General features: G+C 61.0%; 15 protein-coding genes. 11 read left to right on the top strand and 4 right to left on the bottom strand.

Going from position 1 to position 16,996, the window contains the following annotated elements:
* Positions 1-319: 319 nt before the first annotated feature.
* The 7 genes from ACZ1HH_RS12990 to ACZ1HH_RS12960 all read left to right on the top strand — a co-directional run bounded on the left by ACZ1HH_RS12990 (position 320) and on the right by ACZ1HH_RS12960 (position 8,044).
* Complete coding sequence (locus tag ACZ1HH_RS12990) at positions 320-1,975, top strand: ABC transporter substrate-binding protein (RefSeq protein ID WP_472636833.1); 1,656 nt, start codon at positions 320-322, stop codon at positions 1,973-1,975.
* Positions 1,976-2,063: 88 nt separating this feature from the next.
* On the top strand, positions 2,064-3,041 hold the full coding sequence (locus ACZ1HH_RS12985) for an ABC transporter permease (protein ID WP_044026931.1): 978 nt from the start codon (positions 2,064-2,066) through the stop codon (positions 3,039-3,041).
* Positions 3,041-3,949: an ABC transporter permease gene (locus tag ACZ1HH_RS12980; RefSeq protein WP_472636832.1), complete on the top strand. Its 909-nt coding sequence runs from the start codon at positions 3,041-3,043 to the stop codon at positions 3,947-3,949. Before ACZ1HH_RS12985 ends, ACZ1HH_RS12980 begins: the two co-directional genes overlap by 1 nt.
* Positions 3,946-4,758: an ABC transporter ATP-binding protein gene (locus ACZ1HH_RS12975; RefSeq protein WP_472636831.1), complete on the top strand. Its 813-nt coding sequence runs from the start codon at positions 3,946-3,948 to the stop codon at positions 4,756-4,758. Before ACZ1HH_RS12980 ends, ACZ1HH_RS12975 begins: the two co-directional genes overlap by 4 nt.
* Positions 4,748-5,677, top strand: coding sequence for an ATP-binding cassette domain-containing protein (locus ACZ1HH_RS12970; protein WP_472636830.1), 930 nt, complete (start codon positions 4,748-4,750; stop codon positions 5,675-5,677). The genes ACZ1HH_RS12975 and ACZ1HH_RS12970 overlap by 11 nt, the downstream gene beginning before the upstream one ends.
* Positions 5,670-6,125 carry a GNAT family N-acetyltransferase gene (locus ACZ1HH_RS12965; RefSeq protein WP_487320302.1) on the top strand — a complete coding sequence of 152 codons (456 nt, stop codon included), beginning with the start codon at positions 5,670-5,672 and terminating at the stop codon, positions 6,123-6,125. The genes ACZ1HH_RS12970 and ACZ1HH_RS12965 overlap by 8 nt, the downstream gene beginning before the upstream one ends.
* Positions 6,126-6,160: 35 nt before the next feature.
* A complete protein-coding gene (locus ACZ1HH_RS12960; protein ID WP_472636827.1) occupies positions 6,161-8,044 on the top strand; it encodes a beta-N-acetylhexosaminidase in 1,884 nt (627 codons plus the stop codon).
* Between the two features lie 56 nt (positions 8,045-8,100).
* Here ACZ1HH_RS12960 and ACZ1HH_RS12955 read toward each other — a convergent pair whose 3' ends face one another.
* Entirely contained in the window at positions 8,101-8,559 is a 459-nt protein-coding gene (locus ACZ1HH_RS12955; RefSeq protein WP_011540052.1) for an Lrp/AsnC family transcriptional regulator, read from the bottom strand.
* Between the two features lie 113 nt (positions 8,560-8,672).
* Here ACZ1HH_RS12955 and ACZ1HH_RS12950 point away from each other — a divergent pair, with 113 nt between their 5' ends.
* Together ACZ1HH_RS12950 and ACZ1HH_RS12945 are read left to right on the top strand one after the other, a co-directional pair.
* Positions 8,673-9,875, top strand: coding sequence for a methionine gamma-lyase (locus ACZ1HH_RS12950; protein WP_487320301.1), 1,203 nt, complete (start codon positions 8,673-8,675; stop codon positions 9,873-9,875).
* Between the two features lie 11 nt (positions 9,876-9,886).
* Complete coding sequence (locus ACZ1HH_RS12945) at positions 9,887-12,271, top strand: 1-deoxy-D-xylulose-5-phosphate synthase N-terminal domain-containing protein (RefSeq protein WP_472636826.1); 2,385 nt, start codon at positions 9,887-9,889, stop codon at positions 12,269-12,271.
* A 4-nt stretch (positions 12,272-12,275) separates the two neighbouring features.
* Here ACZ1HH_RS12945 and ACZ1HH_RS12940 read toward each other — a convergent pair whose 3' ends face one another.
* Genes ACZ1HH_RS12940 through ACZ1HH_RS12930 form a run of 3 tightly spaced genes read right to left on the bottom strand, consistent with a single transcriptional unit; the run spans position 12,276 to position 15,330 of the window.
* Positions 12,276-13,313, bottom strand: a complete 1,038-nt coding sequence (locus tag ACZ1HH_RS12940) for an ABC transporter substrate-binding protein (protein WP_044026929.1) — start codon at positions 13,311-13,313, stop codon at positions 12,276-12,278.
* Positions 13,283-14,668: a sensor histidine kinase N-terminal domain-containing protein gene (locus ACZ1HH_RS12935; RefSeq protein WP_416369232.1), complete on the bottom strand. Its 1,386-nt coding sequence runs from the start codon at positions 14,666-14,668 to the stop codon at positions 13,283-13,285. The genes ACZ1HH_RS12940 and ACZ1HH_RS12935 overlap by 31 nt, the downstream gene beginning before the upstream one ends.
* Complete coding sequence (locus ACZ1HH_RS12930) at positions 14,665-15,330, bottom strand: response regulator transcription factor (protein ID WP_044026928.1); 666 nt, start codon at positions 15,328-15,330, stop codon at positions 14,665-14,667. Before ACZ1HH_RS12930 ends, ACZ1HH_RS12935 begins: the two co-directional genes overlap by 4 nt.
* 102 nt (positions 15,331-15,432) lie before the next feature.
* Between ACZ1HH_RS12930 and ACZ1HH_RS12925 the strand changes: the two genes are divergently transcribed.
* Both ACZ1HH_RS12925 and ACZ1HH_RS12920 read left to right on the top strand, forming a co-directional pair.
* A complete protein-coding gene (locus tag ACZ1HH_RS12925) occupies positions 15,433-16,413 on the top strand; it encodes a tripartite tricarboxylate transporter substrate binding protein (RefSeq protein ID WP_011540046.1) in 981 nt (326 codons plus the stop codon).
* Positions 16,414-16,499: 86 nt separating this feature from the next.
* Entirely contained in the window at positions 16,500-16,985 is a 486-nt protein-coding gene (locus ACZ1HH_RS12920) for a tripartite tricarboxylate transporter TctB family protein (RefSeq protein ID WP_416369231.1), read from the top strand.
* Positions 16,986-16,996: the final 11 nt, after the last annotated feature.

Raw genomic sequence — 16,996 nt, 5'->3', positions numbered from 1 at the left:
CGATCCTGCGGTCTAGCCTCACTTGAGGCAAGGGGAGAGGACAGAACCCGGCGCAGGCATAAATCTCTAGATGGGTCTCTAACAGTTTGGAATGACTTGTCTATTGCGATACGTCAAAACGGCGTGCGCAGCGTTTTGACGATATTTCCGATTTTTCGGGTACCATTGTGAGGGCAGCGCGGACTTCATTGTGGAACATCCCCGGCGTTTGGTGAGGAGATCAAATGCCCCCCATGGTTTGCTCCGTGGGCGCCCTTCACCGGGCGGGAACGGGGAATGACACGAGGCGGGAAAACCCGTCATCACAGGGAGACACAACATGAAATTCACTGCTACCGCCGGGCTCTTGGCCTCGGTTGCGCTCTGGACCACTGCCGCACAGGCAGAGGAAACCGTGCTGAGCGCGTTGCCGGAACAGGTCACCGCTTGGGTGGAGAACTTCAACCCGTTCAACCAGACCACCGCGGCGCCGTCCGTCATGCATTTCATGTACGAGCCGCTGATCATTTTCAACGCGCTCGACGGCGGCAAGCCGATCTACCGTCTGGCGAACGCATTTGAGTATTCCGATGATCTGAGTTCCATCACCGTGACCCTGCGCGATGGCGTTCAGTGGTCCGATGGCGAAGCATTCACCGCCGATGATGTGGTCAAATCCTTTGATCTGGCGCTGAGCGATCCGGCCCTCGACAGCGTCGGCATGGCGCAGATGCTCTCTGGTGTCGAGAAACTCGACGAGATGACGGTGAAGTTCAACCTCTCCACCCCTTCAAGCCAGGCCATGTACCAGATCGTGCGTGTGCCAATCGTGCCGGAACACGTCTGGAGCAACGTCTCCGATCCCGTGACCTTTACCAACCCTGATCCCGTGGGGTCCGGTCCGCTGACAGAGATCCGCCGTTTCACGCCGCAGGAATACATCCAGTGCCGCAACGACAATTACTGGGACGCTGAGAGCCTCAAGGTCGACTGCATGCGTTTCCCGCAGATCGCCAACAACGATCAGGCGTTGGCAGCGGCCGCCAATGGCGAACTGGACTGGATGGGGTCCTTCCTGCCCGACATCGACAACACCTTTGTCGCCAAGGACCCCGAGCATCACAGCTATTGGCTGCCCGCAGGCTCTCTCGTGGCGTTCTACATGAACTTCGAGGCCAAAGAGGCCGGCGACAAAGAAGCCGTGAACAACGTCGCCTTCCGCCGCGCGGTGTCGATGGCCTTCGACCGCGAAGCGATGGTGGAAATTGCAGGCTATGGCTATCCGACGATCAACCAGTATCCCTCTGGTCTGGGCCGCGCCTATCACGCGTGGAACAACCCCGAAGTCGAGGACAAATTTGGCGCGTTTACCCAATATGACATCGAGGGCGCCAAGGCACAGCTGGCCGAGGCCGGGTTCAAGGACATTGACGGTGACGGCTTTGTGGAAACCCCAAGCGGTGAGCAGATCGACATTGAAGTCATCGTGCCCAACGGCTGGACCGACTGGGTCAACAGCAGCCAGATCGCGGTCGAGGGCCTGAATGCAGCCGGGATCAAGGCCAATGTCTCAACACCTGAATCCGCGATCTGGACCGAAAAGCTGATCAAGGGCGACTATGACATGGCGATCAACTCGGTTCGTGTTGGTGCGACCCCCTTCAACCAGTATCTGGATTCGCTCCACGAGATCAATCAGGCCAAGTCGCGTTTTGCCGCGTCGCGGTACTACAACGAAGAGCTGAGCGACCTTCTGGATGCCTTCACCCAGACCAGCGACACCGACAAGCAGATGGCGATCATGTCCGATGTACAAGAGATCGTCGGTGAAGACATGCCGCTGGCCTATGTGTTCAACAACCCGCGCTGGTATCAGTACAACACCAAGCGTTTCGAAGGCTTCTTCAACGCTGACAACCCGGTGGCCAACCCGGTGGTTCACAAAACCAACCCGGCCCGTCTGATCCACCTCCTGAACCTGCGCCCGGTCGAGTAATTCCTCCCCGACCTTCGGGACCGCTCATCTGATGAGTGGTCCCGCTTTTGGCGCCCCACACTCCCCTCCCGACAGATGGTTTGACCTGATGCGTTTTCTTTTGAAGCGGCTCGGCTTTTATGCCGTTGCCTTTCTGGTGGCCGCGACCTTCAACTTCATGATCCCGCGCCTGTTGCCCGGCAACCCGGCGGATATCATGCTGGCGAACTCCGGTGGCATGATCGCACCCGAAGCGCGCGAGGCGCTGATGGCCACCTTCGGGTTCATCGATGCACCGTTGCACGAACAGTATTTTGCCTATCTTGGCTCGATCTTCACTTGGGACTTTGGGCTGTCGATCAAGTTCTACCCGATGCCGGTGGCCGATGTGCTGACGCAGGCGTTGCCGTGGACCCTGTTCCTGACGGGGGCGGCGTTGTTGATTTCCTTTTCCGTAGGCACCCTTCTGGGCGTACTGGCAGCCTGGCGGCGCGGGCAGCTCACCGATGTGATCGCCTCGCCCACCGCGCTTGCGCTGCAGTCGGTTCCGGCCGTGGTCGTCGCGCTCTGCGGGCTTTATTTCCTTGCGGTGCGCAACCGCTTCTTCCCGACCTCTTACGCCTTTGATCCCAAGCTCGATCCAAGCTGGAGCTGGGAGTTCATCTCATCCGTGGCCTATCACGGATTTTTGCCGGTTGTGACGCTGAGCGTGGTGCTGATCGGCGGCTACCTCATCACCATGCGCAACAACATGATCGGGCAGCTGGGCGAGGACTACCTCGCCATGGCCGAAGCCAAAGGGCTGAGCGATGCCCGCGTGCGCTATGCCTATGCCGCCCGCAACGCACTGCTGCCATCCGTCACCGCACTGGCGCTGAGTTTCGGGGCGCTCTTTGGTGGCTCGCTCATTACCGAGGTGGTGTTCAACTATCCGGGTGTCGGCAACCTTTTGTACCTCGGCATCGTGGGGCGGGATTTCCCGCTGATCCAAGGCCAGCTTCTCATCATGACACTTGCCATGCTGCTCGCGAACCTCGCGGTGGACCTGGCCTATGTCTTCCTTGACCCCCGACTGAAGAGGGCCTGATGTCAGATCTCCTTCGTACCTTTCTGCGCAATCGCAAGGCCGCTATCGGGCTTACCATCGTGCTGATCTATGTGGCGATTGCGATTGCCGCGCCCCTGATCGCACCGTTTGATCCCATTGCCCGCGTGGGCCGTCCGCATCAGCCGCCCTCGGCCGAACACTGGCTGGGCACCACCCGCATGGGGCGCGACGTGTTCAGCCAGTTGGTCTGGGGCACGCGTACCTCGCTGATGGTGGGGATTGTTGCCGGCCTGATCGTGACCGCGATTGGCACCTTCATCGGCATCACCGCCGCCTATTTTGGCGGTTGGGTGGATGATATCCTCAACTTCTTTACCAATGTGGTTCTGGTGCTGCCACAACTGCCGCTTCTGCTGGTGCTGGCGGCCTTCCTTGGGCAAGTCGGACCCTGGGCGATTGCGCTCATTATCGGGCTGACCTCCTGGGCTTGGGGCGCACGCGTCACCCGTGCGCAGGCGATGTCGCTCAAGACCCGCGACTTTATTCAGGCCTCCGCGATGATCGGAGAGCCCACATGGCGGATGATCCTCGTCGAGATGCTGCCGAACCTTCTGTCGATCATAGGGTTCAATTTCATCGGCTCTGTCATCTTCACCATCATCACCGAGGCCACGCTTGAATTCCTCGGCCTTGGCAGCCCCTTGGCGCTCTCTTGGGGGACCATGCTTTATAATGCGCAGACCGCTTCGGCGATCATGGTTGGCGCATGGTGGGAGGTTCTGGCCCCTTGTGCGGCGATCGTGCTGATCGGTGTCGGCCTGTCGCTGATGAACTTCGGCGTGGACGAGATCGCAAACCCCCGGATGCGCACCCTTGGCAATGTCGCCAAGGCGCTGCGGATCGAAAAGCGCTTGCTGCGCCAACGCATGCAGGAGGCCGAGCAATGAGCGCCCTTCTTTCCGTCGAGGACCTGCGGGTCGATTATCTGACTGCAGGCGCGCCTTTTACCGCCGTTCGGGACATCTCGTTCGAGATCCAGCCCAATGAGATCCTTGGTCTTGCGGGCGAGTCCGGCTGTGGCAAGAGCACGGTGGCCTATGCGCTGATGCGTTTGCACAAACCGCCGGCTTTGGTGCGCCGGGGGCGCATCCTCTTTGAGGGGCGCGATGTCCTGTCTTTCTCTGACAAGGATTTGCGGGCCTGGCGCTGGTCCGAGGTCTCCATGGTGTTTCAGAGCGCGATGAACTCTCTGAGCCCGGTGATGACGATCTTTCGTCAGTTCTACGACATGCTGCGTGCGCATGGGACGATCACCAAAGCGGACGCCATGGCGCGTACCGCCGAAATGCTGGAAATGGTCGGCATCCCCGCAGACCGCATGCATTCCCACCCGCATCAGCTGTCAGGCGGGATGCGGCAGCGGGTGGCGCTTGCGCTTGCGCTCACCTTGCAGCCCAAGCTTATCATCATGGATGAGCCAACGACGGCGCTCGACGTGGTGGTGCAGCGCGAAATCCTGCAAGAGGTGCTGCGGCTGAAGGACGAACTGGGGTTCTCGGTTCTGTTCATCACCCACGACATCGCCCTGATGGCGCAGATCTCGGATCGCATTGGCATCATGCGTGCGGGCGAGATCGTCGAGATCGGCACCGCCGCGCAGATCGTGACCAACCCAAGCCACGACTACACCCGCAGCCTGTGGGAGGCGATGCCGATCCTCGCCAAACGCCCGGAAGGAGCGCGCCATGCTGTCTGAGACGCCTATTCTGAGCCTCGAGAACCTCAGCAAAACCTTTACCCTGCGTCCCGCCTTTGGCCGCGCAACCCAAGTGAATGCCCTGCGCAATGTCTCGCTTGATCTGATGCCGGGCCGTGCGCTGGCGCTGGTGGGGGAGAGTGGCTCGGGCAAAAGCACCGTGGGTCGAATGATCGTGGGGCATCACACGCCAACCTCAGGGCGGATCCTCTTTGAGGGCCAAGATATCGCCGAGCTGACCACACGCGCAGATCAGATGCGCTATCGGCAAGCGGTTCAGATGGTGTTTCAGGATCCGTTTTCGGCGCTCAATCCGGCACATACGATCCGTCACCACCTGTTGCGCGCGCTCTCGCTGCACCAGCCCGACGCAGACCCCGAAACGGCCCTGCGCATGATCCTTGAGGATGTGGAACTGGACCCACTCTCGACGCCCGCAAAGTTCCCGCATGAACTGTCGGGCGGGCAGCGTCAGCGGGTGAATTTCGCCCGCGCGCTGGCGGTCAAGGCGCGTCTGATCGTGGCGGATGAGCCGACCTCGATGCTCGATGTGTCGATCCGCAAATCCATCCTTGGTCTGATGCAGCGCCTGAAAGATGAACACGGGCTGTCGCTTCTCTATATCACCCACGATATCGCCACCGCCGAGTATCTCGCCGAAGACACGGCGGTGATGTTTCGCGGCCAGGTGGTCGAGCGTGGCCCCACGGCACAGGTGGTCGGTGCGCCGCAACATGGCTACACGAAACTGCTGCGTGCCGCAGTTCCCGACCCGGAATTGCGTCTTACCGGCAGCGATGCGGGCTTTGCCGCCGAGGCGCGACGAGTCCGCGGACAGAGCGCCCATGATGTGCAGGCCTTTCGCGAGGTCTCTCCCGGTCATGTGATCGCGGAACACGCGGAGGTTGCCCATGCCTGACATGTTGGTGCCGCTCTATCGCCTTCCGCGGATGCCGGATCTTGCACCCGACATCAAAATCCGCCCTGCGCTGCCGTTTGAATCGCATGTGCTCCTTGCCTTTGTGGGTCAGCACTTCAGCTCGAAATGGGTCGATGAATGTACCGTTGCACTCGCTGCGCGACCCTCGCGGGTGCTGATTGCCACCGAAGGATCACGCCTTTTGGGCTTTGCCTGTTTCGACGTCACCTGCCGGGGCTTCTTTGGCCCGACCGGCGTCGACCCGGAGGCCCGTGGCAAGGGGCTCGGCAAGGCGCTCTTGCTGGCCGCGCTGCACCGGCTTCGGGACGAAGGGTTTGCCTATGGCATCATCGGTCAGGCAGGCCCGGTGGCCTTTTACGAACAGGCCTGCGGCGCGGTGGTCATCCCGAACTCTGACGAGGGCGTCTTTGACAATGCCCTCGTCTGAACGCTCCAGAACATAGACCCAACAGGACAGTTCAAATGCATTTTCACCTCGATAGCCTCTGGCATGCCGAAGAAGGCGCGATGGAGTTCGCGCTGACCAATTGTGGCTCAACCCCCGTGACCAACCCGCGCCTCGTTTACGCTACGCTCACGCGGTGTTTGCGGCCTTCGAAGTGCACCGGCGCACGGCTTGTGCGGCGGCAGGCAAACTTTCACGAATACGCCTCGGATGAGGGATTCGTGCTCGCACCAGGAGAGACGTGGCGGTTCACGGAGCATAGCCTCACGCGTCCGGCGCTTCATTCCAACGAGGGGCCAAAATCAGCGGGAGTCCTCTTGGAGGATGACACGCTCGTGCTGGCATTTGCCGGGGACTTGCAGGCCTCTGTGGTGGAAGGTTGCGCAACAGCTGCGCAAAATGCGGCTCTAACATGCGGGGTTCTGCCCGAACCCAAGCGTGTCGCTATCTCGAACTGGGCTGAGACCGCCCCTGTGCATCTCGCGCTTCAGAGTGATGACGCAGCGGTGATGCAGTTGGTATCGCGCGTCTCTGAGCTGACTCGCCGTTTGCATCCGCTTGCGCCGACACCGTTTGTGTTGACCGCCAAGGAGGACGTGGCACTGCTCTGCATTACGCCGGATCAGACACTCCCCGCAGATGGCTATCGCATCATTTGGGACGAAGGGAAAACCACCCTGCATCACGGCAGCGGGCAGGGGCTGTTTTACGGTCTGGTGTCGCTGGCGCAGATGCTCACCCATGCCCACGCTGAGCCGCAGCGCTATGGCGTGCCGCTCAGCGGAGAGATCGAGGACGCCCCCCGCCACGGTTGGCGCGGTGCGCATCTGGATGTCTCGCGCCAGTTTTACCCGCTCGATCAGGTTCTGCGCTACGTGGACATCATGGCGTGGCACAAGATGAACCGGTTCCATTGGCACCTGACTGACGATGAAGGCTGGCGGCTGGAGATCAAAGCCTATCCGCAGCTCACAGAGACGGCCGCACATACTGGCATGGATCTGCCCGTCTTGCCGCAGCTTGGCCCAGACATGACCGGGCAGAGCGGTTTTTACACCCAGGACGAAGCACGTCAGGTGGTGAAACACGCCGCGCAGTTCGGTATCGAAGTAATGCCGGAGATCGACGTGCCCGGTCACTGTGCTTGCGTTCTGGGCGCGTTGCCTGATCTGGTCGATCCCGAAGAGCCCGAGAGCTACTGGTCGGTGCAGGGGTTTGCCAACAACGCGCTCAACCCGGCGATCGAGGGGTCTTATACCTTTGCCGAGACCGTTTTGGCAGAGGTCTGCGAGATCTTCCCGTTTGAGGTCGTTCATGTGGGGGGCGATGAGGTGGCCGAGGGCGCTTGGATGCAGTCGCCCAAAGCGCAGGCGATGATGCGCGAAACGGGTCTGAAGGACACGCCGGAATTGCAGGCTTATTTCCTGCGTCACATCCAGACCTATCTGGCGGGGCTTGGTCGCAAGCTTGGCGGTTGGGAAGAGGTGGCCCATGGCGGCGGACTTGATCCCGAGCACAGCCTTTTGTTTGCCTGGACCACAATCGAGAAAACCGCGGAGCTGGCGCAAGAAGGCTATGACGTCATCAGCACGCCGGGGCAGGCCTACTACCTTGATATGGCGCTGTCGGATGCGTGGTATGCACCGGGTGCCAGCTGGGCGGGTTTCACACCGCTCGACAAGACTTATGCGTTTGAGGCCGACAATGGCGACCCTGCGCTTCAGGGGCGGCTCAAAGGTGTGCAGGCCTGCGTCTGGAGTGAGCATCTGACCACAATGGCCCGGCGCAATCACATGATCTTTCCGCGCCTCAGCGCCATTGCAGAGGCCGGGTGGAGCGCAGCCGAAAACAAAGCCTATGATCGGTTCAAATCGCTTGCAGAGTTGATGCCGAGCCTCTGAGGCGGCAGATAGAGCAATGGCCTTGGGGATCGCTCGGGGCCATTGTCATCCCGGTGTTATCCCAGTCGTGGAAAGACCGATGTATTCTTCACGGTGCTATAGACAAAACTGGTATCAATCGAGGCGATCCCGCCGATGGGGTGGATACGATTGCGGATAAAATCCTCATAGGCATCGAGATCCGCGACCACCACCCGCAGTTGATAATCTGTGGCTCCGGTCAGGATGTGACATTCGAGCACCTCGTCGATCATCTGCACCCGGCGCTCAAAACTTCGGACATCTTCCTCGTTGTGGCGTTCTAGCTTGATGCGGACAAATACCGTGATCGGCAACCCGTAGGCACGGGCGTCCACATCGGCACTGTAGCCCCGGATTACCCCGGCGGTTTCCAGGTTCTTGACCCGGCGCAGGCAGGGCGAGGGCGACAGGTTCACGGCCTCGGCCAGGTCCTGATTGGTCATCCGGCCCTTGGCCTGCAGCACGCGAATGATCTGGCGATCCTTTGAGTCCATATCGTCACCTATTGGCATAATCTGCCAATATCATGTCTTGCATTGGTAGTTTTTGCAATCTCTCGCCCTGTGTGGAGGCGCATCATGGCAGGCAAATGAGGAAGGAGACCCCCATGTCCGAGACCAAAGGCTTTGCCACCCGCGCCATCCACCACGCCTATGACCCGATGCAGAACGAGGGCGCGCTGACGCCGCCGCTGCATCTGACCTCCACCTTTGTGTTCGAAAATGCCGAAGCCGGCGGCGAGATGTTCGCAGGCGAGCGCGAGGGGCATATCTACAGCCGAATCTCGAACCCGACCTGTTCGCTTCTGGAGCAGCGTATCGCAACGCTAGAAGGGGCCGAAGCCGGTCTGGCGCTGGCAAGCGGCATGGGCGCGGTGACGGCGATCCTCTGGACGCTCCTCAGCCCCGGTGACGAGGTGATCGTCGACAAGACGCTCTATGGGTGCACCTTTGCCTATATGCGCCACGGGCTTGCAAAATGGGGCGTGACCATCACCCACGTCGACATGACCGACCTTGACGCCCTGAGCGCCGCCGTGAGCGAGAAGACCCGCGTCGTCTATTTCGAGACGCCCGCCAACCCCAACATGCGCTTGGTCGACATCAAACGCGCCGCAGAGATTGCGCATTCCGTCGACGCGCGCGTTGTGGTCGACAACACCTATGCGACGCCCTACCTCACGCGCCCGATCGAGCTTGGCGCGGATCTGGTGCTGCATTCGGCGACCAAATACCTTGGTGGTCACGGCGATGTGGTCGCAGGGCTTGTGGCGGGCAGCGCCGAGCTTTTGACCGAAATCCGCCTTGTCGGCATGAAGGACATGACCGGCGCGGTGATGGCGCCCTTCAATGCGATGCTGATCATGCGCGGCTTGAAAACGCTGGCGCTACGGATGGACCGTCATTGTGCCTCGGCGCAGACCGTCGCGGAGTGGCTCGAGGCCCAGCCCGGCGTCGCCAAGGTCTATTTCCCCGGTCTCAAGAGCTTTGAACAGCACGAGATCGCCAAGGCGCAGATGGCGCAGCCCGGCGGCATGATTGCCTTTGAACTCGAGGGCGGCATGGAGGCCGGGATCAGCCTGATGAACCGCCTGCAAATGATCCAGCGCGCGGTGTCGCTTGGCGATGCGGAGACGCTCATCCAGCACCCGGCTTCGATGACACATTCCACCTATACCCCCGAGGAACGCGCGGAACATGGCATCAGCGATGGCTTGGTGCGCTTGTCCGTGGGGCTTGAAGAGGTTTCGGACATTCTCGATGACCTTCAGCAAGCTCTGTCGCCCCAGATGCGTCAGGCTGCCGAGTGAAAGGCGGGTCCATGTCCCAGAAGATTGAACATCTGAGAACGGTGGAGCAGCGACTGTTGTGGCTGTCCCATTGGATGATCCACAACGCCAACCACTTGCGCTCCAAGGAGGACGGCATCAAGATCGGTGGCCATCAGGCGTCTTCTGCGTCGATGGTGTCGATCATGACCGCGCTCTATTTCTCGGCGCTTCGCCCCGAGGACCGGGTAGCGGTCAAGCCGCATGCCTCGCCCATCTTTCACGCCATGCAATACCTCATGGGCCACCAGACTCGCGAGAAGATGGAGAACTTCCGCGGCTACGGCGGTGTGCAAAGCTACCCGAGCCGCACCAAGGATATTGACGATGTGGACTTCTCCACCGGGTCTGTGGGCCTTGGCGTGGGGATCACCGCGCTTGCGTCGATGGTGCAGGATTTCATCACCGCAAAGGACTGGGGCGGCGATGTCACTCCGGGCCGGATGGTGGCGCTTGTGGGCGATGCCGAGCTTGATGAGGGCAATATCTATGAGGTCTTGCAGGAGGGCTGGAAGAACGACCTGCGCAATACCTGGTGGATCATCGACTACAACCGCCAGAGCCTTGATGGCATCGTGCGCGAGGGGCTGTTTGGCCGGGTCGAGAAAATCTTCGAGGCGTTCGGCTGGGATGTGGTCCGGGTGAAATATGGCGCCCTCCAACGGGCCGCCTTTGAGGAACCCGGCGGCGCGGCCCTGCGCGACTGGATCGACGCCTGCCCGAACGTGGAATACTCCGCGCTGACCTATATGGGCGGGGCCAACTGGCGCAAACGCCTGATGGAGGATCTGGGCGACCAGGGCGCGGTCTCGGCACTGATCGACAAGCGCAGCGACGCGGAACTGGCGGCGCTGATGGAGAACCTCGGCGGCAATTGCGTGGAAACGATGGCCGATACATTCGCCGCTATCGACCACGATCGCCCGACCTGCTTTCTGGCCTATACGATCAAGGGCTGGGGCACGCCGATTGCGGGCCACAAGGACAACCACGGCGGCCTCATGACCAAGGCGCAGATGGCCGAGTGGCAGACCTATATGGGTGTGGCCGAGGGCGAGGAGTGGGAGCCGATGGCGACCGTTTCTGACACGAAGGGCTTTCAGGCCTATCTCGATCAGGTGCCGTTTTTTGCCAAGGGCGCGCGGCGCCACTCGGACGCGCGGCTTTCGGTGCCGGCGGTTGCTGTGGACACAAGCCGCGAGATTTCAACGCAGATGGCCTTTGGCAAGATCCTTGACGATCTGGCGCGCGGCGACAGCGATCTTGCGGCGCGGATCATGACCACCTCTCCGGATGTGACCGGCACCACGGGGCTTGGTCCATGGGTCAATCGCCGCAAGCTCTTTGCGCGAGAGGCCCAAAAGGACGCCTTTATCGAACATCGCATCCCCTCGACGGCCAAGTGGAATTTTGACCCCAAGGGCCAGCATCTCGAACTGGGTATCGCGGAGATGAACCTGTTCCTGCTGCTGGGCGCGGCGGGCCTGTCGCACAGTCTCTGGGGCAAGCGGGTGATCCCGATTGGCACGGTTTATGATCCCTTTGTGCACCGGGGCTTGGATGCGCTCAACTACGCGTGCTATCAGGATGCGCGCTTCATGATCGTCGGCACGCCCTCGGGGGTGACGCTGGCGCCGGAGGGCGGCGCGCATCAATCCGTGGGCACGCCCCTTACGGGCATGGCGCAGGATGGGCTTGCGAGTTTTGAACCGGCCTTTGCGGATGAGCTCGCGGTCATCATGGAATGGGCCTTTGATTACATGCAGCGCGATGGCGATGGCGACCCGGACGAGCGCACCTGGCTGCGCGATGAAACCGGCGGATCGGTCTATCTGCGCCTGACCACCAAACCGCTCGAACAGCCGGGGCAACGGGTTGATGATGCTTTCCGTCAGGGGGCCATTGATGGGGCCTATTGGCTGCGCAAGCCGGGGCCGAACTGTTCTGTGGTAATCGCCTATCAGGGTGCGGTCGCGGATGAGGCGATTGCGGCGGCAGGTCTGGTCGGTGAGCATCGCCGCGACGTTGCCGTTCTGGCGGTGACCTCGGCGGATCGTCTCAATGCAGGCTGGACCGCCGCGCAGCGGGAACGGGCGCGGGGCAACCCCAAGGCCGTATCGCATGTGGAGCGTCTTTTGGGCGAACTGCCAGCCCATTGCACCCTGATCACCGCGATTGATGGCCACCCGGCGACGCTGTCGTGGCTGGGCTCGGTTGCAGGGCATCGGGTTGTGTCGCATGGGGTCGAGCATTTCGGCCAGACCGGCACCATCGGGGATCTTTACCGTCACTTCGGTCTCGATCGGCACAGCCTCGCGCGTTCCGTGGGCGAGCTCACCACGGGCGCGCGCCGCATCCCCGGCGGGCAGGCGGGCTAGGACCCTAGCGCAATACGGCGCTGCTCCACTCCTCCAGGAAGGCTGCCTTCTTGAGCGCGTCGAGATAGACCAGCAGCCCGGGCCCCATGCGAATGCGACGGAGGGCCTGGGCATCATCGCTCCATGAATCGTCGTCCAGCACCGAGAACGCACCGGGGGCTGCCTGCCAGCCTCGGGCAATCAGATGGTCGATCATCAACCCTGCCAGTTCGGGCGCCTGACTGTCGCGGGGGATGAAAGCGGTGCGCAGGGCGACAACCGTGTAATCCTGCGGCAGCAGCACGATCACGTCATCCCAATTGCTTTTCTCACGCGCATAGCTGCCCAAGACGTTGTAAACCATTGCCAATTCGCCAGTAGCGACATCGTCGATCATCTGGCTGGAGCAGCAATAGAGCCGCAATCCAACCGACCCCATGACCTCACTGAGGCGCCAGTAAGTTTCCGAGGTGCGTGCATCCTGTGTGGCATAGAGATAGCCCAAGCCAGATGCGCGGATGTCATAGGTGCCGACCTTGTCTTGGAATCGTTCCGGGTAATCCCGGATCAGGGCGATCAGGTCCTGGCGGTTCTGGGGCATCGGCAACCCTTCCAGCGCCTTGCGCGACAATACAACCGCTGCCGGTTCCTGGGTGAAGGCAAAGAGATGATCGCGCCAGCGCGCCCACGCCGGGAGCCGCTCTGTTGTGGCCGAACTATAGGGCTGCGCTTGACCGTCATTCACCAGCTTGGTCTGCAGGTCCGTTGCAATGGAGATCGCCAGATCAGCGTCAAATCCGTCCTCGTCGAGCGCCTTCATCATCTCGCCGGAACTGGCCACGGTATAAACGATGCGGACATCTGGAAGATCAGACAGGAATTCACGCAACGTCGGCTCAAAAAACTCTGCGTCCCCGGTGGAGATCACCCGAAGTACCCGGCGCGCGTCCGCGGGGCCTACGCTGATTTGATCCTCGATTTCAAAGGCCTGAAGTGGCGCTGCAAGCGCAAGGCTGATCAGGCCCGAAAAAATCAGGCCAAGGGAAAAGACAAGCTTGCGCATGCGCCACCTTTGTCGCTGTGATTGGTCAGGAACAGGCGGCCGCCATGGGCGCGGGCGACCTCATTTGCAATCGTGAGACCGAGACCGGACCCCACAACGGTTTCGGTATTGCCGCCCCGCACAAAGCGGCGTGTCAACCGGCCCATGTCGGCCTTGGGAAAGCCTGCGCCTTCGTCGCGCACAGTGATCTCCGCGCCGCTCTCTGTGGGGCGAACGGTGACATGCACGATGCTGTCGGGGGGCGCGTATTTGATGGCGTTGTCCAGAAGGTTCAAAAGCGCGCTCTGCATCAAGATCGGGTCGCCTTTGACGACCATGTGCGCATCGGGCAGCGTGATTTCTATGTCGATGTCGCGCAGCTCTGCCATCGGGTGCAGGCGCGAAACAGCGTCGCGGGCAAGGCGTGTGAGCTCTACGTCTTCCATCTCCAGGTGGTCCGAGCGAAAGGAAACCATGGCGTGATCCAAAAGCTGCCCTGCGGCCCGGCTGCTCTCATCAATGGCGCGGATCATCTCGCGCACGGCCTGGCGGTTCTCGGGCTTGTCGACCCGTCGCAGGGTGATCTCGGCCTGTGTGCGTACGGTTGTAAGCGGGGTCCGGACGCGATGTGCAGCCTCTGCGATCAGGTCCTCCGAGCGCGATAGCGAGGTTTTGAGCCGGCTCATGAAACCATTGAGCGCGCCCACAAGAGATTCCATCTCGGCAGGCACCGGAGCCGAAACCGGACGCAGGTCCGACAGCCCCCGGCGCGACACAGCCCCGGCAAGCGCACGCAGGGGCTGGATCGCGGATTGGGCGGCGAGGATGCCAAAGAAGGCGGCAATCGCAAAAAAGCCAATGCCGAACCCGGCCACCGTTTGCGAAATCCCAGCAAGCTGCTGTCGCAAACCATACCGTGTCTGGGCGACGGTCACTTCGATGAAATCGGGTGTGCCGCTTACAGAAAGACGCCGGGTGGCCGTGGCCATGCGGATCTCCTCGCCATCATATTGCGCGGTTTGAAACCGCGGCGAGAGGCCGGTGCTGGCGACCGGTCGGGGCAGATCGGAATATCCCGTCATAAAGGCGCCGTTGCGTGTGATGGCGTAGAATACGCGATCTTCGCTGATATTGCCAAGCATGGAGAAGGCGAAATAGGGGATGTCGACGGTCAGATCTCCGTTGCGCACCGATGCCGAATCAAGAATCGCGGTCACAGACGCCGAAAGGATTTCATCCTGACTTTGCCCGGCGAGGTCGCGCGCATAGTTCTGAACCACCAAAAACATCAGCCCCGCCAACAGCGCGGCCCCTGTCAGCAACTGGATAATGAGCCGCCTGCGAATAGAGCCCCGGAGCAGGATTGGCGTGCTCATGAGAGGCTCAGCCGGTAGCCCAGCCCACGCACGGTGACGATCTGCGCCCGCGCCCCTTCAAGGTGTTTGCGCAGCCGTCCGACATAGACTTCGATCGCGTTTTCAGAAGCATCGACGTCGTAGGAAAACAGCCGATCCACCAGCTTGGATTTGGAGAAAACCTGATCGGGGGCCGCAATGAAGATCTCAAAGAGGCGCAATTCCCGGTTGCGAAGTCGCACCTCGCGTCCGTTCACTGTCAGGGTGCAGGCGAGAGGATCGAATACCACATCGCCAAAGCTGTGAATATTGCTGGCTCCCCCGGATCTGCGGCGTTGTACGGCCCGGCACCGGGCCTCAAGTTCGGAAAAATCGAAGGGTTTGACGATATAATCATCGGCGCCGAGATCCAGGACACTGACCCGGTCCGAGACTTCAGAACGTGCGGTCAATACAATCACAGGTGTATCCCGTTGTGCAGCTCGATGCGCCTGCAGGAACTGCCGCCCATCGCCATCCGGCAGCATGATATCGAGCAGGATCATGTCGTATTCCGTGGTCGCCATAAAATCATCCGCCGTACCAAGGTCCGGTGCCCGGTCCACAACATGTCCGTCCAGCGTGAGCCTATCGAGCACCGCATTGGCCAGCTGATCGTTATCTTCGACGAGTAAGTAGCGCATGGCGGCGAAACATCTGCTCCGTGTCAGGTTTGTGTCAGCTTGGGCCGGAATACCATGATTCATGATCGCGCTTTTGCGCGTTTGTCAAATGGGAGGAACATTATGACATCTTTTGCACTGGGTCGTCGCACCCTGATGGCTGCTGCTGCTGCGGCTCTGACTTTCGGCTCTCCGGTGATGGCCGAGCAGGCGCTCGATAAGCTGCACTTTCTGATCCCCGGTGGCGCCGGTGGTGGCTGGGACGGTACCGCCCGTGGCACGGGTGAGGCGCTGACCAAATCCGGTCTTGTGGGCACCGCATCCTATGAAAACATGTCCGGCGGTGGCGGTGGCAAGGCCATCGGGTATCTCATCGAGAACGCCGAGAGCCTTGAAGACACGCTGATGGTGAACTCCACCCCGATCGTGATCCGCTCCCTGACCGGCGTGTTCCCGCACAACTTCCGTGACCTGACGCTGGTTGCGGGCACCATTGGCGACTACGCGGCACTGGTCGTGGCCAAGGACAGCCCGATCAACAACATGGAAGAGTTCCTTGCGGCCTACCGTGAAGATCCGCGCGGCACTGCTGTCGGCGGTGGCTCGGTTCCCGGCGGCATGGATCACCTTGTTGCAGCGATGGTGATGCAGTCTGCGGGCGAAGATCCGACCGCGCTGAAATACATCCCCTATGATGCGGGCGGCAAGGCGATGGCTGCGCTCCTGTCTGGCGAAATCAAGGCGCTCTCCACCGGGTTCTCCGAGGCGATCGCATTGGCCGAAGCCGGCGAAGTGAAAATCCTCGGCGTGACCGCGGATGAGCGCGTCCCGGCCTATGATGCGGCCGCTACTATGAAAGAGCAGGGTCTGGACACGACCTTTGTGAACTGGCGTGGGTTCTTTGGCGCGCCGGGCCTGTCTGAAGACAAGGTTGCCGCCTATCAGGACGTGCTGGCCAAGATGTATGACACCCCTGAGTGGGAAGACGTGCGCGCGCGCAACGGCTGGGTCAACATCCACAACTCCGGCGATGAGTTCAAAGCCTTCCTTGAAGGTCAGGAAAAGGTCATCGGCGACCTGATGAAGCAACTGGGCTTCCTCTAATCTTCGAGCAGTGACCTTAGGTCCGGCGCCACTCCCGGCGCCGGACCCTTTCCCGTACCCCCTCACATCAAAAACAGGAGGAGATCATGGCGCTCGACCGTTGGATCGCGCTGATCATTCTCGGCATCGCTCTGGCCTATGGCTATGCGGCCTTTTTCACCATGGATCAGCTGCTGCCGCCGTTCATGCAGAGAAACCCGATCTGGCCGAGCACCTTCCCCAAGGTTCTGGCCGTTCTGTCAATCATCACCGCTGCCGTGATTGTGCTGGGACTCGAAAAACCCAGTGGCGAGACCAAGACTCCGGACATCGATTACCGCCGTCTTGGGGACTACAACATCGGTCAGGCAGCGCTCTTGCTGGGGCTGATGGTCGCTTATGCGCTTTTGCTGCGCCCGGCGGGGTTCTTGCTGTCCACCTCCGGGTTCCTGATCGTGGGCGCGATGATCCTTGGCGAGCGCAAGCTGTGGATTTTGATCCCAGTTGCGGCCTTTGCTACCGGCGTTGTCTGGTATCTCGTTGAGGGCGTGCTGGGCATTTTCTTGCGGCCCTTGCCGTTCTTTCTCGGATAATCGGAGGCTCA

The organism is Epibacterium sp. HA2-3 (assembly GCF_055693725.2).
Note: the sequence above shows the minus strand (reverse complement) of the source record. Positions and strands in the feature narration are given on the sequence as shown.